The 21877-nt window shown below is 68.4% G+C and carries 23 protein-coding genes; 7 read left to right on the forward strand and 16 right to left on the reverse strand.

The annotated features are described in order from the left end of the window. Positions 1 to 41: 41 nt before the first annotated feature. Positions 42 to 1373: a glutamate--tRNA ligase gene (gene gltX, locus ACS5Q7_RS04340; RefSeq protein WP_478338196.1), complete on the reverse strand. Its 1332-nt coding sequence runs from the start codon at positions 1371 to 1373 to the stop codon at positions 42 to 44. A 73-nt stretch (positions 1374 to 1446) separates the two neighbouring features. Between gltX and ACS5Q7_RS04345 the strand changes: the two genes are divergently transcribed. After that, positions 1447 to 2817 (forward strand): NAD(P)/FAD-dependent oxidoreductase, encoded by a 1371-nt coding sequence (locus ACS5Q7_RS04345; protein ID WP_478338197.1) that lies wholly within the window; start codon positions 1447 to 1449, stop codon positions 2815 to 2817. Positions 2818 to 3087: 270 nt separating this feature from the next. On the opposite strand, the gene ACS5Q7_RS04350 is transcribed toward ACS5Q7_RS04345, so the two are convergent. The 6 genes from ACS5Q7_RS04350 to ACS5Q7_RS04375 all read right to left on the reverse strand — a co-directional run bounded on the left by ACS5Q7_RS04350 (position 3088) and on the right by ACS5Q7_RS04375 (position 7773). Continuing rightward, the gene (locus ACS5Q7_RS04350; RefSeq protein ID WP_478338198.1) at positions 3088 to 3558 is read right to left on the reverse strand and encodes a hypothetical protein; all 471 of its coding nucleotides are present in this window, start codon (positions 3556 to 3558) and stop codon (positions 3088 to 3090) included. Continuing rightward, entirely contained in the window at positions 3555 to 3953 is a 399-nt protein-coding gene (locus ACS5Q7_RS04355) for a hypothetical protein (RefSeq protein ID WP_478338199.1), read from the reverse strand. The genes ACS5Q7_RS04350 and ACS5Q7_RS04355 overlap by 4 nt, the downstream gene beginning before the upstream one ends. A 58-nt stretch (positions 3954 to 4011) precedes the next feature. Further along, positions 4012 to 4431, reverse strand: a complete 420-nt coding sequence (dksA, locus tag ACS5Q7_RS04360) for an RNA polymerase-binding protein DksA (RefSeq protein WP_243955466.1) — start codon at positions 4429 to 4431, stop codon at positions 4012 to 4014. 237 nt (positions 4432 to 4668) lie between these two features. Beyond that, entirely contained in the window at positions 4669 to 6042 is a 1374-nt protein-coding gene (locus ACS5Q7_RS04365) for an MBOAT family O-acyltransferase (RefSeq protein WP_478338200.1), read from the reverse strand. A gap of 98 nt (positions 6043 to 6140) precedes the next feature. Further along, positions 6141 to 6305, reverse strand: a complete 165-nt coding sequence (locus ACS5Q7_RS04370; RefSeq protein ID WP_478338201.1) for a Flp family type IVb pilin — start codon at positions 6303 to 6305, stop codon at positions 6141 to 6143. Positions 6306 to 6507: 202 nt separating this feature from the next. Then, a complete protein-coding gene (locus ACS5Q7_RS04375) occupies positions 6508 to 7773 on the reverse strand; it encodes an Hsp70 family protein (protein ID WP_478338202.1) in 1266 nt (421 codons plus the stop codon). Between the two features lie 134 nt (positions 7774 to 7907). On the opposite strand from ACS5Q7_RS04375, the gene ACS5Q7_RS04380 reads away from it, so the two are divergent. Further along, positions 7908 to 9398, forward strand: coding sequence for a helicase HerA domain-containing protein (locus ACS5Q7_RS04380; protein WP_478338203.1), 1491 nt, complete (start codon positions 7908 to 7910; stop codon positions 9396 to 9398). Positions 9399 to 9407: 9 nt separating this feature from the next. On the opposite strand, the gene ACS5Q7_RS04385 is transcribed toward ACS5Q7_RS04380, so the two are convergent. The 3 genes from ACS5Q7_RS04385 to ACS5Q7_RS04395 form a co-directional block, all read right to left on the reverse strand. Further along, positions 9408 to 9860 carry a type II toxin-antitoxin system YhaV family toxin gene (locus ACS5Q7_RS04385; protein ID WP_478338204.1) on the reverse strand — a complete coding sequence of 151 codons (453 nt, stop codon included), beginning with the start codon at positions 9858 to 9860 and terminating at the stop codon, positions 9408 to 9410. A 3-nt stretch (positions 9861 to 9863) separates the two neighbouring features. After that, positions 9864 to 10193, reverse strand: a complete 330-nt coding sequence (locus tag ACS5Q7_RS04390; protein ID WP_478338205.1) for a type II toxin-antitoxin system PrlF family antitoxin — start codon at positions 10191 to 10193, stop codon at positions 9864 to 9866. Between the two features lie 63 nt (positions 10194 to 10256). Beyond that, positions 10257 to 10682 (reverse strand): flagellar assembly protein FliX, encoded by a 426-nt coding sequence (locus ACS5Q7_RS04395; RefSeq protein ID WP_478338206.1) that lies wholly within the window; start codon positions 10680 to 10682, stop codon positions 10257 to 10259. Between the two features lie 220 nt (positions 10683 to 10902). On the opposite strand from ACS5Q7_RS04395, the gene ACS5Q7_RS04400 reads away from it, so the two are divergent. From ACS5Q7_RS04400 to ACS5Q7_RS04410, 3 genes are read left to right on the forward strand one after another with little or no spacing between them, the layout of a single operon-like run. Further along, entirely contained in the window at positions 10903 to 12033 is a 1131-nt protein-coding gene (locus tag ACS5Q7_RS04400; protein ID WP_478338207.1) for a flagellar basal body P-ring protein FlgI, read from the forward strand. Positions 12034 to 12046: 13 nt separating this feature from the next. After that, positions 12047 to 12403, forward strand: coding sequence for a rod-binding protein (locus ACS5Q7_RS04405; RefSeq protein WP_478338208.1), 357 nt, complete (start codon positions 12047 to 12049; stop codon positions 12401 to 12403). Beyond that, the gene (locus ACS5Q7_RS04410) at positions 12390 to 12863 is read left to right on the forward strand and encodes a hypothetical protein (RefSeq protein ID WP_478338209.1); all 474 of its coding nucleotides are present in this window, start codon (positions 12390 to 12392) and stop codon (positions 12861 to 12863) included. The genes ACS5Q7_RS04405 and ACS5Q7_RS04410 overlap by 14 nt, the downstream gene beginning before the upstream one ends. Before the next feature lie 4 nt (positions 12864 to 12867). Here the strand turns inward: ACS5Q7_RS04410 and ACS5Q7_RS04415 are convergent, their stop codons facing one another. The 5 genes from ACS5Q7_RS04415 to ACS5Q7_RS04435 all read right to left on the reverse strand — a co-directional run bounded on the left by ACS5Q7_RS04415 (position 12868) and on the right by ACS5Q7_RS04435 (position 18480). After that, positions 12868 to 13182 carry a hypothetical protein gene (locus ACS5Q7_RS04415; RefSeq protein ID WP_478338210.1) on the reverse strand — a complete coding sequence of 105 codons (315 nt, stop codon included), beginning with the start codon at positions 13180 to 13182 and terminating at the stop codon, positions 12868 to 12870. Next, positions 13182 to 13442, reverse strand: a complete 261-nt coding sequence (locus ACS5Q7_RS04420) for a hypothetical protein (RefSeq protein ID WP_478338211.1) — start codon at positions 13440 to 13442, stop codon at positions 13182 to 13184. The genes ACS5Q7_RS04415 and ACS5Q7_RS04420 overlap by 1 nt, the downstream gene beginning before the upstream one ends. A 157-nt stretch (positions 13443 to 13599) precedes the next feature. Continuing rightward, positions 13600 to 15177 carry a flagellin gene (locus ACS5Q7_RS04425; RefSeq protein WP_478338212.1) on the reverse strand — a complete coding sequence of 526 codons (1578 nt, stop codon included), beginning with the start codon at positions 15175 to 15177 and terminating at the stop codon, positions 13600 to 13602. Further along, positions 15177 to 17054, reverse strand: a complete 1878-nt coding sequence (flgK, locus tag ACS5Q7_RS04430; RefSeq protein ID WP_478338213.1) for a flagellar hook-associated protein FlgK — start codon at positions 17052 to 17054, stop codon at positions 15177 to 15179. The genes ACS5Q7_RS04425 and flgK overlap by 1 nt, the downstream gene beginning before the upstream one ends. A 37-nt stretch (positions 17055 to 17091) precedes the next feature. Further along, positions 17092 to 18480, reverse strand: a complete 1389-nt coding sequence (locus tag ACS5Q7_RS04435; protein ID WP_478338214.1) for a flagellar hook protein FlgE — start codon at positions 18478 to 18480, stop codon at positions 17092 to 17094. Positions 18481 to 18778: 298 nt separating this feature from the next. Between ACS5Q7_RS04435 and ACS5Q7_RS04440 the strand changes: the two genes are divergently transcribed. Together ACS5Q7_RS04440 and ACS5Q7_RS04445 are read left to right on the forward strand one after the other, a co-directional pair. Next, positions 18779 to 19246 (forward strand): BLUF domain-containing protein, encoded by a 468-nt coding sequence (locus ACS5Q7_RS04440; RefSeq protein ID WP_478338553.1) that lies wholly within the window; start codon positions 18779 to 18781, stop codon positions 19244 to 19246. 6 nt (positions 19247 to 19252) lie between these two features. Further along, positions 19253 to 19714 (forward strand): response regulator, encoded by a 462-nt coding sequence (locus ACS5Q7_RS04445; RefSeq protein WP_478338215.1) that lies wholly within the window; start codon positions 19253 to 19255, stop codon positions 19712 to 19714. A gap of 380 nt (positions 19715 to 20094) precedes the next feature. Here ACS5Q7_RS04445 and ACS5Q7_RS04450 read toward each other — a convergent pair whose 3' ends face one another. Next, positions 20095 to 21708, reverse strand: a complete 1614-nt coding sequence (locus ACS5Q7_RS04450; RefSeq protein WP_478338216.1) for a peptide chain release factor 3 — start codon at positions 21706 to 21708, stop codon at positions 20095 to 20097. Positions 21709 to 21877 lie beyond the last annotated feature (169 nt).

Below are 21877 nucleotides of genomic sequence, written 5' to 3' on the forward strand. Positions count from 1 at the left end.
ATGCCCGAATCTCGCGCCCGGATGGTTAAGGCGAGCTTTCCCTAAGCCGACAGCCGTTCCAGCGCCCGCTCCCGGCCGATGAGCGGCAGAAGGCCGGCGAGGTCCGGCCCATGGTCGAGCCCCGTCAGCGCGAGGCGCAGCGGCATGAACAGCGCCCGTCCCTTCGCGCCCGTGCGCGCCTTCACGGCGTTGGTCCAGACCTTCCACGTCTCGCCGTCGAAAGGGCCTTCCGGCAGGGTTTCGCGGGCGGCGGCGACCAGCGCGGCGTCCTCGACATGCGGCGCGATGGGGCCTTCGATCACGCGCCACCATTCGGCCGCCTCGCCGACCTTGCCGAGATTGGCCCGCACCGCGAGCCAGAAAGCCTCGCCCTGCGCGTCCGGGACGCCCATGGCGCGCAGGCGCGCGGCGGCCTCGGCGTAGGGCATGGCGTGCACGAGGCGGGCGTTCAGGCCGTCGAGATCGCCTTCGTCGAACTTCGCCGGTGCGCGGGAAATCTCCGAGAGGTCGATGAGCCCGGCGAGTTCGTCGAAGCCCTGCACCGCCCGCACCGATTCGGCCGAGCCGGTGAGCACGGCGAGGGAGCGCACGGCGGCGGGCTCGTAGCCGGCCTCGCGCAGGCCGCGCAGGGAGAGATGCCCGAGGCGCTTCGACAGACCCTCGCCGTCCGCCGTGGTCAGGAGATTGTGGTGGCCGAAGACCGGCACGGGGGCGCCCAGGGCTTCGAAGATCTGCACCTGCACGCCGGTATTGGTGACGTGGTCCTCGCCCCGGATCACGTGGGTGATGCCGAAATCGATGTCGTCCACCACGGAGGGCAGCGTGTAGAGGTAGGTGCCGTCCTCGCGGATCAGCACCGGGTCCGAGAGCGAGGCGCAATCGATATGCGCCGGCCCGCGCACGAGATCGTCCCAGGAGACCGTGCGGGCCTCGAGCAGGAAGCGCCAATGCGGGCGGCGGCCCTCGGCCTCGAAGGCGGCGCGCTCCTCGGGCGTGAGCTTGAGGGCGGCGCGGTCGTAGATCGGCGGCTGCCCGCGCCCGAGCTGGCGCTTACGGCGGCGGTCGAGCTCTTCCGGTGTCTCGTAGCAGGGGTAAAGGCGTCCCGCCGCCTTCAGCCGCTCGGCGGCGGCGTCGTGCTCGGCCTTGCGGTCGCTCTGGCGGGCGAAGAGATCCGGCACGATGCCGAGCCATTCCAGATCCTCGCGCGCCGCCTGCGCGAAGGCTTCAGTGGAACGGGCGAGATCGGTGTCGTCGAGGCGCAGCAGGAATGTCCCGCCATGGCGCCGGGCGAACAGCGCGTTGAGCAGCGCCGGCCGGGCGTTGCCGATATGGAGATAGCCGGTCGGGGATGGGGCGAAGCGGACGAGGGTCATGCTCGCTCCTTAGCAAACCGCCGCGAAACTCCCACCCCGGATCGCGCTGCAGACCGACGAAAGGCGGCATGCGATGGACCGCGACAGCGTAGCCATTCCTCCGGCGCACCTGTTCGGGCTCGTGCGAATCCGCCACAAGGCGCCCTTCGGGCGAGCCGACAGCGGTGGCGGAATGGACCAGAGTGCGGACATTGCGGTGATCGGCGGGGGTATGGTCGGCCTCGCCTCCGCCCTTGCCCTGCGCGAGCGCGGGCTCGACGTCGCCCTGTGCGATCCCGGCGAGGCGCGGGCGCGGACCTCCTTCGGCAATGCCGGCGTGGTGAGTCGGGGCTCGATCCTGCCGATGGCGAGCCCTGCCCTGTGGGGCAAGCTGCCGGCCTATCTGCGCAATGCCGACAAGGCCTTGCGGCTCGACTACGCGCATCTTCCGCGCATCCTGCCCTACCTGACGCATTTCCTGGCGAGCGCGCGGGAGTCGCGCTGGCGCGAGGCCGCCGCCTCGCTCCTTCCGCTGACGAGCGCCGCCTATGCCGCCCACGAGCGCCTGGCGGCCAGGGCCGGCACCACGGATCGCCTCGCCCGCACCGGCTGGATCAAGGCCTATCGCACGGACGATGCCTTCGCCGGAGCGGCGCTCGAGCGTGACATCCTCCAGAGCCACGGGGTCGCCTTCGAGATCCTCGACGGTGACGCGCTGCGGGAGCGCGAGCCCGCCCTGGTGCGCCACTACGCCAAGGGGATGCTGCTCACCGAAACCGGTTCGGTGCGCGAGCCCGGACGCCTCATCGAGGCCTGCGAGGCCCTTTTCGCTGCGAGCGGCGGCCGGCGTGTCCATGGCAGCGTCATCCGCCTCGCTCCCGAGGGCGAAGGCTGGAGCCTGACGCACGAGGGCGGGACGCTCCGCGCGAAGCAGGTCGTCCTCGCGGCGGGCGCGGCCTCCGGCGCGTTGGCGAAGAGCCTCGGCTATCGCTTCGCCGTGGCGGCGGAGCGCGGCTATCACCGGCACTACGCGCTGCACCCGGACAGCCCACCCCTCACCTGCCCCGTCCTCGATACCGGCGCGGCCTCGATCATCGCGCCGATGGGGCCGGACCGGGTGCGCGTGCTCTCGGGCGTCGAGCTGAATGCGCGCCATGCAAAGCCCGACCATTCGCAGATCGAAGCGGCGAGCCGCGAGGCGGCGGAGACCCTTCGTCTCGGCGGCCCCATCGACAACGAGCCCTGGCTCGGCTCCCGCCCCGCGACACCGGACGGAATGCCGGTGATCGGGCTCGCCCCTCGCCACAGGGGGCTGATCTTCGCCTTCGGCCACGGCCATATCGGGCTTTCGACCGGGCCCATCACCGGCGAGATCGTCGCCGATCTGGCGACCGGCCGGACCCCGTCCGTGCCGATCGCGCCCTTCGCGCCGCAGCGGCTGATGGGCTTTCCCCGCCTGTTCTAAAGCGGCGGCCGTTCACCTTGTGGCGGCCCCGAACCTCCGCCTCATGCTGAAAGCCCGACAGAGAAAGTCGCGACGGCGCCTTACACCTCGCCGTCTTTGCGAGCGTGAGCGAAGCAATCCAGGGGCGGGCGAGTCGCTTCCGACCGTGGCGCGTCCCTGGATTGCTTCGTTCCTCGCAATGACGGAGGCGGACGCGACCTTTCCGGCAAGACTCTCAGGATGAGGACGGAAGAAGGAAGGCCGGTCGAACCAGCCCGTTCGACGACGGCGCTAGCGCCAATCGTAGGGATTGAACGGGTCGAGGGCCGCCTGGATCTGGCGCAGCATCTCAGGCTGGCGCTGGAGTGCCGCCTCGCGGGCTAGCGCCCTCAGGAAAGCGCGGGGCCCATGTTCGAGGTCGCGGCCGATCCCGTCGTAGCGGTCGGACGGCTCGACATGCGGCGGATTCGTACCGACCAGATACTCGACCGGGCAGGCGGGCGCGTCGAGGCCGAGGCGATAGCAGATGCGGACATGCGTGAACGGCTCGTTCGGCCGCTGCTCGACCTGGTAGCCAGTGAGCGCGAAAGCCCCCCGGCTGATCCGCTCCGCATGGGCGATGGTCCGCCCCACCGTGACGTAGCCATCGGTGATATGCGCCTTCACGAGGTCGACGGCCCGCTTGTCGCTCGGCACGAACGGCTCGGCGAGGGCGGGCGCGGCGGCGAGCAGCGTGGCGATGAGGATCGGGGCGAGTCTCACGGCTTCCTCATGCACACGGCCACGGGCGTGGCGTCCTTGGCGGGCTTGGAGGCGAGGTCGATGCAGGCCACCGTGGCGACTCCGTCGGTGAGGCTCACCGAAGGCAGCACCGACATGCCGCGGCAATAGGCGCCGATCAACTCCTCGTCCTTGCGGCAGGCGACGTCGAGGCGGATCTGGCTGCTGGCCGAAGGACCGGGCGGCCCCTGCTCGCCCTTGGCGCCCTGCGGGCCGGCGGGACCGCTCGCCCCGGTGGCGCCGTTGAGGCCGGCGGGACCCTGGGGACCCGGTGGACCCTGGTCCCCCTTCGGGCCGGGCGGACCAGCGGGGCCGGGCTTCGACTCCCCGCAGGCGCCCAGGGCGAGGACAAGCGCGACGGCAAGCAGGGTTCGCATGGAAGCTCCGAAGGGCGCGCCATCGCGCCCGGCGAGGATAGGGTCGCCGGAGTGCCGTTCAATCGTCCCGATAGACGCGCTCGCGGCGCTCGTGGCGCTCCTGCGCTTCCAGGGACAGGGTCGCGATGGGCCGCGCGTCGAGGCGCTTGAGGGAGATCGGCTCGCCGGTCTCCTCGCAATAGCCGTAGGAGCCGTCCTCGAGCCGCGCCAGGGCGGCGTCGATCTTGCCGGTCAGCTTGCGCTGCCGGTCGCGGGCGCGCAGCTCGATGGAGCGGTCGGTCTCGGACGAGGCGCGGTCGGCGAGATCGGGATGGTTCTCGTTCTCGCTCTGCAACGCGGTCAGCGTGTCCTGGGCTTCGCGCAGGATCTCGCTTTTCCAATTCAGCAGCTTGCGGCGGAAATATTCGCGCTGCCTTTCATTCATGAAGGGCTCGGCGTCGGACGGGACGTAGCCGTCCTCCAGAGTCACCTTCGCCATGCGTCGCCCTCTTTCGAACAGGGTGGCCGGTATGCGGCGATAATTCGAGTGCCGTATAGTCGAGGCTCGGTGCCACCACAACGCGGCGCGACCGTTCCATCCGGCCTCGGCCGCACTGCGTTCGTCCCTGCGGCTTGGTTGCCACGGTCGCAAGCCTCAATTCGCGTCATCGACCCGCAAATGAATGATAGGACTGACGATCTCGTCGCCAAATTTTTTTAGGCCGGCGCGATGCCGTCAGAATTGAAAGTAGATGAACTCATAGTTGGCATCGTCGCCAATCTTGAGCAGCGCGACCACGAACAACACGGCGACCAGCAAGGCCAGGCTGCGCCGGGGCGGTAGGCGGTGGACCGCGTTCCAGGCCGTGGGTCCGAGGGTCGCGACGACGGCCGCCACGGCGATGGCCCGCCACTTGAACTCCGAGGCGCCGGGCGTGAACCCGGCGAGGCCCTTGTAGACGGCAAGCGCCGCCTCGAAGGATGTCGCGCGGAACAGTACCCAAGTCAGGGTGACGAACAGGCCGGTCATCAGCCAGCCGAGGGGCGTGGGGATCCGCAAGCCGGCCCGGCGTGCCAGGAACCCGGCCACGAGGCCGGCGCCGTGCAGGGCCCCCCAGGCGAGGAAGGTGAGCCCCGCCCCATGCCACAACCCGCCCAGCGCCATGGTGGCGAACAGCGCGCCGACCTGCCGGGGCAACCCGTGCCGGTTCCCGCCCAGGGGGATGTACAGGTAATCGCGCAGAAAGCGCGACAGGGTCATGTGCCAGCGCCGCCAGAAATCCTGGAGCGAGGCGGCGCGGTACGGCGCGTCGAAATTCTGCGGCAGGACGAGGCCGAACATCAGCGCGATGCCGAGCGCCATGTCGGTATAGCCGGAAAAGTCGAAATATATCTGGAAAGTGAACCCGAGAGCCGCCTGCCACGCCTCTGCAAAGGCGACCGCCTTGCCCTGCGCCGCCGCCTGGAACACCGGGTTGACATAGGCGGCCAGCGGATCACCCAGGAACACCTTTTTGGCGAGCCCCACGCCGAGAAGGATCATGCCCCGGCCGAAGCGCTCCGCCGCGTCGGGTCGCGCATAAGGCCGCTCTTCGAACTGGTGGAGAATCTCCGACCAGCGGACCAGCGGCCCGGCCAGAACCTGCGGGAAGAACGCGATGTAGAGCGCGTACTTCACCAGCCCGATCGGCGGCGCCCGGCCCGCCCGCAGGTCGGCGAGGTACATGATGTGGTGGAAGGTGAAGAACGAAATGCCGAGCGGCAGCGCCCATCCGAGCTTCGGCGCGTCGATCCCCGGCAGCCGATCGGCGAGGTCGGCGAGGAAATCGGCGTATTTGAACAGGCCGAGCAGGGCGAGGTTGCCCGCAATCGCCGCCGGGATCAGCCAGCGCGGAGAGCTGCGCAGGAAGGCGCGGGCGATCAGCCAATTGACGAGGATCGAGCCGGCGAGCAGCGGCACGAAGCGCACGTCCCACCAGCCGTAGAACACGAACGACAGCAGGACGAGGAGCGGCAGGCGCCAGCGCGGCGCGGCCCGCACGACCAACCCGTGCAGCACGAGGGCGGCCGGGAGGAAGGCGAGCAGGAAGACGTACGAGTTGAATAGCATCCAGCGGCGCGGCCGGGCCGCCTAGCTCCCGAAGGGGCGCGCCTTTTCGGAAATCGGGGCGGCCGCGTCAACACGCGACCGCGCCCCATCCGGTCACGTCAGTTCAACTGGGCCGAGATCGAGCCGAACTTGGCGTTCAGGCTGGTACCGACGACCTGTAGGGTTCCGATGATGACGGCCGCGATAAGCGCCGCGATCATTCCATATTCGATGGCGGTGGCACCGCCCTCATCGTTGGCAAACGTCGACAAGATCTTCCGCATGGCCCTCGCCCCTTTTGGACTGAGGAAATCCTAATCACAAATCGTTGATCAAGGACTAATGCAATCTATGACTCGCCGAAGATTTCAAGTTTTCCGGCGATTTCAGTTTCCACCGCGCCAAGGTTTCATCAACCTCGATACTCTCCCAACCGAATGTCGAGACTTGATTCGACGCTGGCGATTGAATTGTCCGCAATACGGATCATGCCTCGGCGCGCGCACGGCCGGCATAGGTTTCGGCTGCGATCGTGAGGCCGAGGCCCACCGAGCCGAACGTATCGCCGGCGACGATCCGCGCTTCGGGCAAACAACCGGCCAAAGCGGCGCGCAGATGCGGAAGCCCGGTCGAGCCGCCCGTCAGGAACAGGGCATCGATCCGTTCGGCAGGCAAATTCGCCTGACGCAGGCAGGTGCCGATCCGCGCGGCGACGGCACGGGCGAGCCCCCCGGTCTGGGCGGCGAGGCCGCTCCGGTCGAGGGACGCCGAAAGGCCGCGCTCGATGGGGCCGAGGTCGATGGACGCCGCGCCGGTCTCGGACGCGGCGATCTTGGCCGCCTCCACTGTCCCCGCGAGAGCGTGGCCGCGTTCCTCCTCGACGGCTGTGCGCAGGCGTCCGACGAGATCCGGCCGGGCGCAATCGCGCAGCACGTCGTCGATCTCGCGCAGGGTGCGCCCGTCGTAGAGGCGGTTGATCGCAGACCAGGTGGCGAGGTCGTGATAATAGGCGCCGGGCACGGCGAGATCGCCGCGCTTCATCGCGCTGCCGAAGCCCAGCAGCGGCATCACCGTGGCGAGGCTGAGCTGCCGGTCGAAATCGGTGCCGCCGATGCGAACACCGTCATTGGCGAGGATATCCGCCGCCCGGTCTGCCTTCCGCCGCCGCTCCGGCGAGAGGCGCACGATGGAAAAGTCCGAGGTACCGCCGCCGATATCGGCGATCAGAGCGATCTCCTCGCGCTCCACTTGCCGCTCGTAATCGAGGGCGGCGGCGATGGGCTCGTATTGGAAAGCGACGTCGCGGAAGCCGACCTCGCGGGCGATCTCGCGCAGGGTGTTCTCGGCGCGGCGGTCGCCCTCCGCGTCGCCGTCCACGAAATGGACCGGGCGGCCGTGGACCACCGCGTCGAAGGTGGTGCCGGCCTGCTCCTCGGCGCGGGCCTTCACGATGGCGATGTAGCGGGCGATGACGTCGCGCAGGCGCAGGCGCTCGCGGCCGACCGGTGTCGCCTCCTCGATCAGCGGTGTGCCGAGAACCGACTTCAGCCCGCGCATCAGCCGGCCGGGCTTGCCCGCGACATAGGCGGCCGTGGCCGCGCGGCCGATCAGCGGCTCCCGGCGCGGTTCGAAGAAGATGGCGCTCGGCACCGTGAGGTGCGTGCCTTCGAGGGGCAGCAGCACCGGGCCGCCTTGCGCGCGGTGGCCGAGGGTCGTGTTCGACGTGCCGAAGTCGAGGCCGCAGGCCGCCATCGGGGAAATCCGGTCGGTTCGTGAGGAGTGGGCGAGGCGATTAGCTGGCCCGGCGCCGCCGGTCCAGGCGCGAAGCCGTGGACAGGCGCATGGCCGACCCGCCTCTCGGGCACAAGGCGTGATAGAGGGGTGGGATGCGCTGCGACATCGATCTCGGACTGACGGGCGACCGCCCGGCTCTCCTCGACCTGACCGAACTGCTCGCCACGCGGCTGCTGGTGCAGGGGAATTCCGGCTCCGGCAAGTCGCACCTGCTGCGCCGGCTGCTCGAACAGAGCGCCGGGTACGTCCAGCAGGCGGTGATCGACCCGGAGGGCGACTTCGCGAGCCTCGCGGAGCGCTACGGCCATGTGGTGGTGGAGGCAGATGGCGACGACGCCGCGCTCCAGCGGGTGGCGGTGCGGGTGCGCGTGCACCGGGTCTCGGTGGTGTTGACCCTCGACAACCTCGACGCGGACGGCCAGATGCGCGCCGCCGCCGCCTTCCTCGGCGGGTTGTTCGATGCCGACCGCGAGCATTGGTATCCGGTGCTGGTGGCGGTGGACGAGGCGCAGCTCTTCGCCCCGGCGGCGGCGGGCGAGGTCTCGGACGAGGCGCGCCGCCTGTCCCTGGGCGCCATGACGAACTTGATGTGCCGGGGCCGCAAGCGCGGCCTCGCGGGGGTGATCGCCACCCAGCGCCTCGCCAAGCTCGCCAAGAACGTCGCGGCGGAAGCCTCGAACTTCCTGATGGGCCGCACCTTCCTCGACATCGACATGGCGCGCGCCGCCGATCTGCTCGGCATGGAGCGCCGACAGGCCGAGACGTTCCGCGATCTGCCGCGCGGGCAGTTCGTGGGGCTCGGCCCCGCCCTGTCGCGCCGGCCCATGACCATCGCCGTGGGAGCGACGGAGACGGTGAGCCGCGCCGCCGCGCCGGGCCTCCTTCCCCTGCCCAGCGACATCGAGGATGCCCGCGCCCTGATCCTGACGCCGGAGCCCCGCGGCGAGGCTCCCCCCGTGCGCCGCCAGCCCAAGCCCGCCCCGGTGCAGGACGTGCTGTCGCAACTCGCCGCCTATCGTCCCCCGACGCCGGCGGAGGAGCCGGAGGAGGACGCCCTCGACCCCGCCGAACGCGAGTCCATCATCGCCGAGGTGCTTCACTCGGTGATCGGCGACGCGGATGCGGGGACCTGCACGCCCGCGACGCTGTATCAGGATTTCACCGTCCGCTGCCGCATCCGCCGGATCCGGGGCGAGGCCCTATCGCTCCCCGAATTCAAGCGCCGCCTCGCCGTGGCGCGGGCCGAGGGCGGGAGCGCGGTGAGCGACGGCTCGGGCTGGGAGAGGGCACAAGAAATCGCTGCCGGCCTGCCGGACGACCTCGCAGGGCTGTTCCTGGTGGTGGCCCGCGCCGCCATCGAGGGCGCGCCCTGCCCCACCGACGCGGCGCTGGCGGACGCCTACGGCACCAGTTCGGGCGGCCGGGCTCGGCGGATGCTCGCCTTCCTCGAAGAGCGCGGCGCCATCGTCACCCGCCGCGACCTGCGCGGCGCGCCGATCATCGCGGTGCCGGATCTCGGCGTGGAGACGGCACCCGGCGCCCCACAGCCGGCGGCGGGCGGCCTGCGGCGGCGGTTGGGATAGCGCGGCCGTTCACGGAAAGCGGGTAGCCGCGCTGCGAAGCGCCTCCCAATCGTCGGGCGGGTCGCCCTTGTCGAGCATGCCCTTGAAGACGCGGTAGGCATCGGTCTTGGCGCCCCGCGTGCGCAGGGTCTGCTCGTCGTTGACCCAGGCGAAGATGATCACCCTGCTCCGGCTGTCGTAGCGGAAGAACAGGCGAAAGCGACCGTTGCCGAACTTCGCCCGGAACCAGTGCTTGTGCTCCCGACCCAGAGTATCGCCCTGGCGATAGTCGCTGCGCGTGGGATCGGCGGGGATCGTCTCGAAGATGAGCTTACGCAGAACGGTTAGCAGCTTGGCATTTGCTGTGGCGCCGTAGCCGACCGGATCCGTCCTGCGGGCCTTTTCCACCGCCGCCGTCAGCCGCTCGAGTTGGTCGAGGAGCAGCGGATGGGCGAGGATCGTCCAGCCTTCCTCTGCACTCATGGATCAGAGATCGACCGAGCCGACGATCTCCGCATCGGGGTCGACGTCGAGACCGTCCGTTGCCGCCACGAGCCGTTCCACCAGGGATGGGGGAAACGGCCGGATGCTCTCGCCGGGGGAGTTGGCCATGTCCTTGGCCAGAAAGGCAAGGAAGCTCTCGATCACCGGATCGCTCTCCTCGCCGCCCACCTTGACGAGGCTGACGCCGTTCTCATCGACGACGTAGCCGATCTCGCCGCCGTAGCTGACGCCGAGCGCCTGCCGAACGGATTTCGGCACGGTCGTCTGCCCCTTGGCTGTGATCCGGCTGCGCTCCTTCAGAAGCGTGCCCATTGGCTCGTCTCCGTAGATGTAAGGAATATTCCTTACATCCGGCAGAGTTCACGAGCAACGGTCTTATACCCCGCGCCGCATCTCGAGCTTGGCAAGCTCCACCGCCGCGCGCAGCTCGATCTCGGCCATCAGGCCATCGAGGCGGGGGTCGCCGGAGGAACCGGCGCGCTCGGCGAGACGGGAGGCCACCGCGCGCAACTCGCCCGGGCCGACTCGGCCGCCAAGGATCGACGCCTTGAGGCGGTCGAGCCCGTCGAGCAGGTCGTGACCCCTCCGGGCGGTGCGGCGGCGGCGCTCGTGCGGCGTGTCGGTCTCAGTTTGAAGCAGCAGGACGGCGTCGAGGCCGGCCAGCGTCGCCGCCGCGGCGGGGCCAGACGTGTGGGACGGCGCGTCCGGCGTGGCATCGAGGCTGAAGCCCCGCGCCTCGTCTCGACGCCCGGCCGAGACGCCGACGGTCGTCCGGATCGGCTGGCGGGAATCGACGCGCATGATCTCAGACGTGACCAGTGGGAATACGCCGACACTCGGCCCGTAGGGTTAAGCGGCAGTAAACGGGGCGGCAGAACCTGCCGGGTCGGCAGGAAACGGCCCTGCCCCGCCGAGCGGCCTCTGCGCGGAAACTTCGCGGAAACAGGCACTTACGCCCTCGGCGCGTTTGGCACGGCGCTGGCGTTACCCGGACAGGCCCCGCCACCTCACCGAACCCGGCATGCATTCCCGTCTCCCGACGACCCGCCTGATCCCGGCCCTCGCCGCAGCGTTTCTCGCGCTCGTGGCCTTGGCGGCGCCGGCCCTCGCCATGTCGCGGGTCAAGGACCTCGCCTCCATCGAGGGCGTGCGCCAGAACCAGCTCGTCGGCTACGGCATCGTCGTCGGCTTGAACGGCACGGGCGATACCCTGAACAACATCCCGTTCACCAAGCAGTCGCTCCAGGCGATGCTGGAACGGCTCGGCGTGAACACCCGTGGCGCCACGATGCGCACGCAGAACCTCGCGGCGGTGATGGTGACGGCGAATCTCCCGCCCTTCTCCGCCCAGGGGACGCGGATCGACGTGACCGTGTCCTCGCTCGGCGACGCGAAATCCCTGCAGGGCGGGACGCTCCTCGTGACGCCGCTGCTCGGCGCCGACGGCGAGGTCTACGCGCTGGCTCAAGGATCCATCGCCATCGCCGGCTTCTCGGCGGAAGGCGACGCGGCCAAGATCACCCGCGGCGTGCCGACAAACGGGCGCATCTCCAACGGCGCGAATATCGAGCGCGAGATCGCGTTCAAGCTGAATGACGCGCGCAACCTGCGCCTGTCGCTCCGGAACCCGGATTTCACCACGTCGAAGCGGATCGCCTCCGCGATCAACGACTTCATGGGCGCCGACACCGCCGAACCCACCGATCCGGCCACGGTCACGATCCAGATCCCGGCGAAGTACCACGGCAACATGATGCGGCTCATCACCGAGGTGGAGCAGCTGAAGGTCGAGCCGGATCAGGCCGCCCGCGTGGTGGTGGACGAGCGCTCCGGCATCATCGTGATGGGCCGCGATGTCCGCGTGTCCACGGTGGCCATCGCCCAGGGCAACCTCACGGTCACGATCACCGAGCAGCCCCAGGTGAGCCAGCCCGCGCCGCTCTCCAACGGCCAGACGGTGGTGGTGCCGCGCACAGGGGTGAAGGTCGATACCGGCGACGGCAACAAGCTCGCCCTCGTGAAGGAGGGCGTGAGCCTGCGCGACCTCGTGGACGGGCTGAACGCCCTCGGGGTGGGGCCGCGCGACCTGATCTCGATCCTGCAGGCGATCAAGTCGGCGGGCGCGCTTCAGGCCGACATCGAACTCATGTGAGGGGAGACGACCAATGATCCAGCTAGCCAGTATCGCGGCGAGCGCCGCCGTCGGGGTCGCCCAGTCGATCGCCGGAAGCGTCGCAGAGAGCACCGCCTCGACGAATGTCAGCCCGGCCAGCGCCACGAAGGTCAAAAAGACCGCCACCGACTTCGAGAAGATGTTCCTCGAAAACAGCCTCGACCGCATGACCCAGTCCGAGGGCACGGACGGCCCGCTCGGCGAGAACGGCACGGGCGGCGGCGTCTACCGGTCGATGCTCACGAAGGAATACGCCAACAAGATCGTGCAGAGTGGCGGCGTGGGCATCGCCGATTCGGTGTTCCGCGAGATGATGAAGATGCAGGGGGCGACCAATGTCGGCGCCTGAATTGGTGCGGATCACCGACCGGGCCGGCGCCGAGGCGCTGGTGGCGGGCGTTCTCGCCAACATGAATGCCCTGAAGGCCGTGCTGGACGAGGAGGCGGGCCACATTCGCGCCGGTCGGCTGAAGGACGGCGTCGTGGCGGCCGAGCCGAAGACGGACCTCGCCGCCGCCTACATGCGGGGTCTGGAGGCGGCCAAGGCGAATGCCGTGGCGATGGCGCGGCTCCACCCGCAAGGCGTCGCGACCCTGCGCGAGGCGCACAAGTCCTTCACCGCCGCCGTCGAGGCAAACCAAGCTGTGCTCGCCACGGCGCGGACGGTTTGCGAGGGGCTGATCCGCTCGCTCGCGGACGACATCGCCAAGTCGCGGGCGCCCACCGGCTACGGGAGCGCACGCGCAGCGCCCTCCCCCTATGGTCGCGGCGCGCGCAGCGGTCCGCTCGTGGTCTCGCGCTCGCTCTGAGGATTCAGCGCCGGCCGTTGCCGACGCGGACATAGGTGCGGACCTCGCCGAGGTCGGTCTCCGCCCTGTTGTCGACGGCGATGCGGCCGGCGACCACGGGCGCGGCTGCCGTGCCGCCCGCACCGGTGTGCGCATTGAGGCCCGCCGCCACCCGGCCCGAGAGGCGGGTGCAATTCTGCGCGCCCGGCAACCGCACGAAGCCCGGCCGTCCGGGACAGGCTTCCATGGTCGGCGCGATCTTCGCCAGATCGAGGTCAAGGGCGCTGGCGCCGACGCTTCCGGCCAGGACGCACACGAGGATCGAGAGGGGCCGGAGCATCAGGCCGCGAGCCGGCCGAGGTCGCGATGCAGGGCGTCGATGTAGCCCTCGATCTCGGTGATGAAACCGTCGAGGCCGGGCTCCCGCCGGCGCAGCCGGGCGAGGTCGCGCAGGAGCGCGTCGAGGGCCACCGAGCGCTCGTTCATGGCCGCGAAGCCGGCCACATGCGTGTCGATCACATGCTCGGCCAGCACGATCGCCCCGATCGCAGGAGCGGATCCGAGGCGGCGGATCTCTTCGACAGGCTCGCGAGACTGCATCCGATACCCCATCACTCCCGACATTCAGGGCTTCCCGCCGAAGAGGAGGCTTGTTCGGCGTGGCCAAGCTTCGGCCTGAACGTCCAGCGGCGTGAGACACGCCCGAAAAGCGGCGACAGTGTGAAGTCACACCGTCGTCCGCCGCTCATAGGGAGCGCTACGAGATGTAATTGACCAATGACAACTTCGAGAGCGATGCCGTGATCTGATAGCTCGCCTGCAAGCGTGTCTGGAGATCGAGGAGCTTCGTGGCGACCTCTTCGGTCGAGGCCTGCTCGATGCCGTCGACCGTATCCTGCAGCGTGCTCTGCTGCGCGGTGTTGGCGGTCTTGGCGTTCGACATCCGGGCCGAGGCGAGGCTGAATTCGGTGACGATGTCCTGCACGCTCTCGCCCGTGGTGTTCGTCGAGAGCAGCGGCGCGGCTTGGCTCACCACCGCCTGATACGCCTGCGAGTTGCTCGCCAGACTGCCCGTCGGCATACCCAGCGCCACCGTCGCGAGGCCGGCGAGCACGCTCTGGATCGGCGCCTCGTTCGCCCGCGCGCCGAGCTGCACCGTGGCGCTGTTGCCGACCTGGAAGGTCTGGGACGCGCGGGCGGTGGAGTCGGGGGCGACCTCGCCCTGATACCAGATCACCGATTGCTTCACCCCGGTCGTCGAACTCGCGGAGTGGGTGTAGGTCGGGTCGCCGGCCGCGTTGAAATAGACGCGCTGTGGCGAGGTCGTGTTGGCGGGGGTCCCGTCCGTCTTGGCGGCGAAGAAATTGGTCGTGGCCCGCTTGGTGGCGTTGGCGGACAGGGTCGTCGTGGCGGCGTTCCCGATCGCGCTCGCCAGGGCGGTCTGCAGGCTGGCGGCCGTGGCGCTGGTCGTCGCGCCGATGGTGAAGGTGTTCGCGCCCGAACTCGTGCTCGACGATGCCGCGGTCAGGGTGATCGAGGTCGTCGACTGGTCCGGCAGGGTGAGCGTCACGGTCACCGTGTCACCCGCCGTCGGCTGAGAGCCGACCGTGATCGACGTGGCGACCGGCGTTCCACCCTGCCCGAACGTGATCGCGCCGGTGCTGCTCTTCGGCAGCGTGGCGACGGAGAAGCCGAAGGGGCCATCGGGGCTGGCCAGACGGGCGCTGGGCCCTTCCGTGAGGGTGACGACGTTGGCCGATACGCTCGATGGAAGACGGCCATCCTGATTCTTGCCGACATCGCCGAGGACCTGATCGGCCACGATGGTCGTGAGGCCGTCGACCGGCCCATTGGCGTTGGTCGTGCCGTTGAGGATCGTGTCGGCGTCGAGGACCGGCGGGGAGGATCCCTTCTTGCCGCCGAACAGGTAGACGCTGCCGTCCGACTGGTTGAGGGCGTCGAGCACCGCGTTCAGGTTGTTGAGCGCCGTCGACCGGGCGGCCTGGGTATCCGTCGAGGTGCTCTGGAGGCCATTCTGGAGGGTCGCGTTGGTATCGCTCGCCACCGTGGCCACCTGCGTCAGGCTGGTGGTGGCGAGCTTGGCCCGGGTCTGCGCCGTGTCGATGACCGCGCTGTAGCCGTTCAGGGCGCTGATCGAGGCCTGCGCCGAGAGCGCGGCGGTGCGCCCGGTTCCGAGGCCGCCATAGCTCTGCGCGGTGAGCCCGCTGCTGAGCTGGTTCGTGAGGTCGTTCAGCTGCGACTTCAGCGTGAGGAGCTGAGAGGTGGTGCGGGTGGTGGCATAGCTGCCGGCCGCGAAGGGCGGGATCGTGGTCATCAGATCTGCAGCAGCTGGTTGAGCATGTCGCGAGCCGCAGTGAGCACACGGGCGTTCGCGCCATAGGCGGTCTGAAGGGCGATGAGGTTCGACATCTCGGAGTCGATGTTGACCCCGGCGGTGGCGGAGAACCGGCTCTGAGCGGTGGAGAGCGCCACCTGCTGGGTGTTGTCGAGGGACGTTGCGGCGCTGGCGGCGCCACCCTGCGCGGAGATGATATCCTGCGCGAATTGCGAGACGGACGCCGTGTAGGGCGCCGTGACGCCGCCGATCCCGCTCGCGGACGAGAATGTCTGCTGCGTCGTTGTCAGCGCGGTGAAGAGCGATTGCGCCCGGCCGCCGGAGGCCGTCAGGTCGTTCGCGCCGGAGGCCGTCAGGTAGGACGAGTTGTTGGTGAGGTTCGTGTTCACCGCGATCCGCTGCGCGAATCCGGTGATCTGCGCGCCGGTATCGACGCTGCCCGTGTAGAGCGAATTCGTACCGTCGGTGAACAGCGCAAGTTGCGGGTAGCCGGTCGCGAAGTCGGAGGCGTTCTTCGGCTGCGTGATGCTGGCGCTCGCGCCGCTGACCGTCGTGCTGGAACCGGCGACGCCGGCCAGGGTCACGACCGTGCCGGTCACCTTCGCCGAAATCGACGGAACGTTCTTGTAGCCCGCCTTCGCCGCGTTGGTGCTCATGGCGGAGAGTGCTTCGTTGATGGCGGCCTCGGGGTCGGTGGCCATCCGCGAGACGTCGAAGGTCTGGGCGAAGCTCGTGGAATCCTGCGTGACGGACGGATCGACGGCCTTGGTGGTGCCTTGGGCAGCCACCAGCGTCACATTGCGGACGCTGCCGTCCGTGAAGGTCACGGGGATGGTGAGCGTGTTGCCCGCCTGTATCCCCGAAAGGTCGACCTGCGCCGGGTTCGTGGTGGAGGTGACGGTCTTGTTGGTGAGCGAGGTCGCCATGCCGGCGGCGAGGTCGTCGAGCTGGCGCTGGGCCTGCGGCAGGGTCGTATCGCGCAGGTCGAACTCGGCGGCGAGCGTGCCGGAGCGCAGGGCACCGGGAGCGCCGAGATCAATCTGCGCCCCTCCGGGCGTCGTCGCGGTGATCGTGCCGACGGTGCGCTTCGATGAGTCGGTGGAATAGGTGGACGTGGCGTTGAGAGTGCCGCGCCCGTCGAAGCTGAGCGTCGCGGCATTGCCCCGGTCCACCAGCGTCACGCCCGATCCGGTAAGGACCGTAACGGTTCCGTCGCGCTGGTCGACCGTGGAGAGGTCCATGTAGCTCGACAGGCTGTTGATCGCCTGATCGCGCTGGTCCTGAAGGTCGGCCTTGGACGAATCGTCGGTCGTGTTCTGGATCTTCGAGTTCAGGGTTGCGATGTTCTTCAGCAGCGAACTGGCCATCGCTGTATCGGTGCCGAGCTGCGCCTCGATACCGGTGCGCAGGTTCTGCACCGTGGCGGCGGCGCTGTTGATCTGGCTCGCCAGCGTGGTGGCGTTGCTCAGCACGGTGCTGCGGGCGGCGGCCGAGGTCGGGCTCGCGGACAGTTCTTGCAGGGATTCGGTGAAGGTGTTGAACGTGCCGTCGAGGGCGCTCGACGAACCCGGCGTGCCGTAGAGCTTGTCGAGCTGGCTCGTGATGTTCGCGCGGGTGGCGGTATAGCCGGCCCCGGCGGTCTCGGAGCGCAATTGCTTGAGGGCGGCGGCGTCGAAGCTGCGGGTGACCGCGCCGGATGCGACGCCGGTATTGCCCGGTGCCGTGGACACCGTATCGATGGTGCGGCGGACATAGCCGGCCGTGCCGGCATTGGCGACGTTCTGCGAGACGATGTTGATCGCCGCCTGGGTCGCCTTGAGTCCCGCCGTGGCGGTCCAGATCGCGTCGAGGCTCACTGGCGTGGCCCTTTCCTACGAGATGGAGCGAATCCGCTCAGCGGATCACATTCAGGAGGTCGCTCATCATCGATTGCGCGGTCGACATGACCCGCGTGTTCGCAGAGTACGCCTGCTGGGTTACGATCATCTTTGAGAATTCCGATGCAATGTCTGTATTCGACTGCTCGGTGCTCTCACCGACGATCGTGCTCCCGGCCAAGCCGGCAAGCGGCGATCCGGAATCCACGGTCTGGAAGTAGTGACCGTTGGAATCGGGCTTGAGGCCGTCCGGGTTGGCGAACCGCGCAAAGCCCACGGAGGCGAGCCCGACCACCGAACCGTTGGAGAAGGTCCCGTTGATCTTGCCATCCGCAGTGACCGCGACGCTGGACAGCGTGCCGGACGTGTAGCCGTCCTGGGTCAGGGTATTGGTCGTGGCCGAACCGGAGGCGTCGGCATATTGCGTCAGGCCGGTCTGGCCGTAATTCAGGGCGACGTTGCCGAGGTTGGTGCCGCTCACCGTCAGGTTCGGGATGCTGATGCTCCCGCCCGTCGGGCTGGTGAGCTGCCCGGCCGTATCGAAGGTGAAGGCCGAGCCGGCATTCGTCCACGCGCTCTTTGAGGCCGAGGTCGTCGTGTCCGACTGGTAGAACAGGTTCCACACCGAGGGCGTGGCTGGGCTGGTCGTGGTGTTCGAATCCTGGACCTTGGCCCACCGGGTCGTGACCGTGACCGGCGCCCCGGAGGAGGTGTAGCCCGTCACCGCAGGACCGGCGATGCTGTTGTTGATGAAGTTCGAGGCGTCGCCGCTCGCGATTTGCGTGGGCGTCGTGGCGGCACTGGTCAGCATGATCGAGTTCGGGTCGGCCGGCGTATAGAGGTCCGAGCCCGAGGTAACGGAGTTCGTCGTGGTCGGCGTCGCCGGCAGGTTGGCGGCATAGGAGATCGTCGTCGTCGCCTTCGCCGGCAGGGTCGAGTTGGCGATCTTGATGAGGCCGGTGCTCGTCGCCTGGCCCGTCGCCGGATCGATGTTCTGCCCGGTGAGGTAATCGCCCGCGCCGTTGACGAGATACCCGTCCTTGTCAGGCGAGAAATCGCCCCGGCGGGTGAAGACGGTCTGGCTGCCGAAGGTCGCCTGCCCGTTGGCGTCGCCGGTCTTCTGCAGCACGGTAAAGAAGCCCTGGCCGTTGATGGCCATGTTCGTAGCCACCTGAGAAGACACCACGTTGCCCTGGATGGTGTTCGTGAGCTGCGCCTGCGCCAGCACGGTGCCGGCGACCTCGCGCTTCGACGTCTGCTCGGCCATCAGGTCGATGAAGCTGGTGTCGACGCGCTTGTAGCCGGTGGTCTGCGAGTTCGCGATGTTCCCGGAGATGTTACTGATCGCGTAGGACTGCGCCTGTAGACCCGAGACCGAAGTCTGCAACGCGGAAAAGATATCCATGGCACAGGGTTCCCGGCACGGCGGCCAACGCAACACCGGAGGATCAGCAACCCCCGTGCCAAATCTAACCTATTGATATTATGCGATTTTCTTTCAAGCTTCCGCGCCGGCTCGGCATCTGTGGCCGGGCAATCGGGGGTCGCACGGCAAAATTTGCTCGGTGGCCGATCAAAGACGCGGGGGAGATGATCTCTTTATCGTCGCGCGTTTACGGCGCGTTATGGCAGGTGAGGGATCATCCCACGAGGTGCCGGCGGTGGGTCGAGACGCGGCCGGCCTGGGATGCGGACAGCGGGACATGCGGGCCAAGCGGACGAGCCTCGTCCACATCATCTATTTCTCGCGCCTTACGCTGTCGTCCGATCCGGCCAAGCGCTCGGCTCAGATCGACGACATCACCCGAGTGGCGCAGAAGAAGAACGAGTTCGCGGTGATCACCAGCTTCCTGATCATCGAGGGCAACTTCGCCGCGCAGGTGGTGGAGGGCGAGCGCACCTCCATTCAGGAGACCTTCGAGCGCATCAATGCCGACCAGCGGCATCGGGACGTTCAAATCTGCGAGTGGCGCGAGATCACGAAGCGCGAATTCGTCAATTCGTTCAAGTGCGCTCAGCGTGGAGCGGCGAACGACACCCTCTTCGCGAAGGCGAACCTGCTGCCGATGTTCCAGCGTGGAACCCCGAAGCCGACTGCAATCCTGAGCCTGGCGATGGCGCTCCAGGCCGACGCGATGTCCCGCCAGGGCATCGATCATCTCTTCGTCTGAGGTTCCATGAGCGAGCCCATCGAACACCCGCCGATCCTCGTCGTGGACGACCAGGAGAAGCTGCTGCGCCTCGTGGTGATGCTGCTGACGCGCATCGGCTTCCCCGAAGTGGACGGCGTGACGAGCGGCGCCGAGGCGCTGGAGAAGCTGCGCGAGCGCCGCTACGCCCTCGTGATCTCCGACCTCGACATGGAGCCGATGGACGGGCTGGCGCTGCTGCGGGAGATCCGCGGCGACGACAACCTGATGAACACACCCTTCGTGCTCACCGAATCGTCCTTCGAGTTCGAGGACATCAACCTCGCCCACCAGGCGGGGGCGGACGCGTTCATTCTCAAGCCGTTCGACATCGCCGTCCTGAAGACGAAGCTGAAGAACGTCATCAACCGGAAGCCGCGCAAGCGCGAGGCGCCGATCGCGGCGCAATCGACGCTGTCTCAGGAATTTCCGATGCTCGGGAAGTACTAGCGCAGCGACCGATCATGGTGAGGCGGCCCCACCCACTCCCCTCATCCTGAGGTGCCTGCGTCAGCGGGCCTCGAAGGAGGGCTCCAGCCTGACGCGCGATCACTGGAGCCCTCCTTCGAGGCGGCTTCGCCGCACCTCAGGATGAGGGGGCGATCTGGAGAAGGCTGGCTGAACCAACATGATCGGATGCCGCTCTACAGCATTTTCGGGGAAACTCGGCTCACACCGTGTCTCCCGTCTTTGCGAGCGGAGCGAAGCAATCCAGGGATCCGCTACGTCCGGTCAAGTCCCGCAGCCCTGGATTGCTTCGCTGTCGCTCGCAAAGACGGTTGAGCGAGCGATCCCAATCAAAATGAAATCGCACGAGGCGGCGCGGCCTCTCACTCCGCCCGCTTCTGGTAATCCTTCACGTCGGTGAAGCGGACGTCCGGGTAGCGCTCTTCCTCGTAGCGCAGCGAGAAGGCGGTGGACGCCATGAAGACCGGCGCGCCGTCGAGGTCGCTCGCCATCGCGGATCCGTGGCTGTCGATGAACTTGTCGAGCTGCGCCTCGGAATCCGACGACACCCAGCGGCAGACGGTGAAGCGCGAGGTCTCGTAATCGATGGGCAGGCCGTATTCCGCCTGCAACCGCTCCTTGAGCACGTCGAGCTGCAGCGCGCCGACCACGCCGACGATGGCTTGGCTGCCGTCGGAGGGCACGAAGACCTGCACCACGCCCTCCTCGCCCATCTGCTGAAGCGCCTCCTTCAGCTTCTTGGCCTTCATGGCGTCGGTGAGCTTGATCCGGCGCAGGATTTCCGGCGCGAAGCTCGGCACCCCCCGGAACACGATCTCCTCGCCCTCGGTGAGCGTGTCGCCGATGCGCAGGGTGCCGTGGTTCGGGATACCCACCACGTCGCCGGCGAAGGCTTCGTCGGCGATGGCGCGGTCCTGCGCGAAGAAGAATTGCGGCGCCGAGAGCGAGATCGGCTTGCCGGTGCGCACCAGCTTCGCCTTCATCCCCCGGTTCAGCCTGCCCGAGCAGACCCGCATGAAGGCGATGCGGTCCCGGTGGTTCGGGTCCATGTTCGCCTGGATCTTGAACACGAAGCCGGTCATCCGCGCCTCGGTCGGCTCGACCCGGCGCTTGTCGGCGTCCTGCCCGCGCGGGGCCGGCGCCACCTTCGCGAGGCCGTCGATCAGGTCGCGCACGCCGAAATTGCGCAGCGCCGAGCCGAAGAAGACCGGCGTCAGGTGACCCTCGCGGAACGCGTCGAGATCGAACCCCTTCAGGCCGCCCTGGGCGAGTTCGACCTCCTCGCGCCATGCGTCGGCGGCGCCGTTCTCGGTGAGCAGCTCGTCGAACAGCTTATCCTCCGGCCCCGAGACCGGCACGGTGCCCGCGTCGTCGGCGGCGTCGAGGCGGCGGACCCGGTTCATGCCGAGTTCGTACGTGCCGGAGAAGTTGCGGCCCGAGCCGATGGGCCACGTCACCGGGGCGGCGTCGAGGGCGAGCGTCTTCTCGATCTCGTCCAGCAGGTCGAACGGGTCGCGCGATTCGCGGTCTAGCTTGTTGACGAAGGTGACGATCGGGATGTCGCGCAGGCGACAGACCTCGAACAGCTTGCGCGTCCGCGCCTCAATGCCCTTCGCGGCGTCGATCACCATCACGGCCGAGTCGACGGCGGTGAGGGTCCGGTAAGTGTCTTCCGAAAAGTCCTCGTGGCCCGGCGTGTCGAGGAGGTTGAAGACGCAATCGCCGTATTCGAACGTCATCACCGAGGTGACGACGGAGATGCCGCGCTCTTTCTCAATTCCCATCCAGTCCGAGCGGGTGGAGACGCGGTTGCGCTTGGCCTTCACCTCGCCGGCGAGCTGGATCGCGCCCCCGAACAGCAGCAGCTTCTCGGTGAGCGTCGTCTTGCCCGCGTCCGGGTGGGAGATAATGGCGAAGGTCCGCCGCCGGGCCACCGGATCGGCCGGAGGCGCCTCGGTTCGTGTCTGCATCAACATGGGAAGGTCTTCGTCGCGCGGGTGCGGTTTACGCCGGGTGTACCCTGCCCGCCCCAAGCGGCCAAGGGCGGTCGCCGGCCCTGCAACGCAACGCAATCTTCGCGACACATCGCGGACATTCTCCCGCGCCACCTTCGCGAGCCCTGCCAGTGACGGGTGCGGAAAGGAC

This window comes from Methylobacterium sp. Gmos3, from assembly GCF_056430985.1.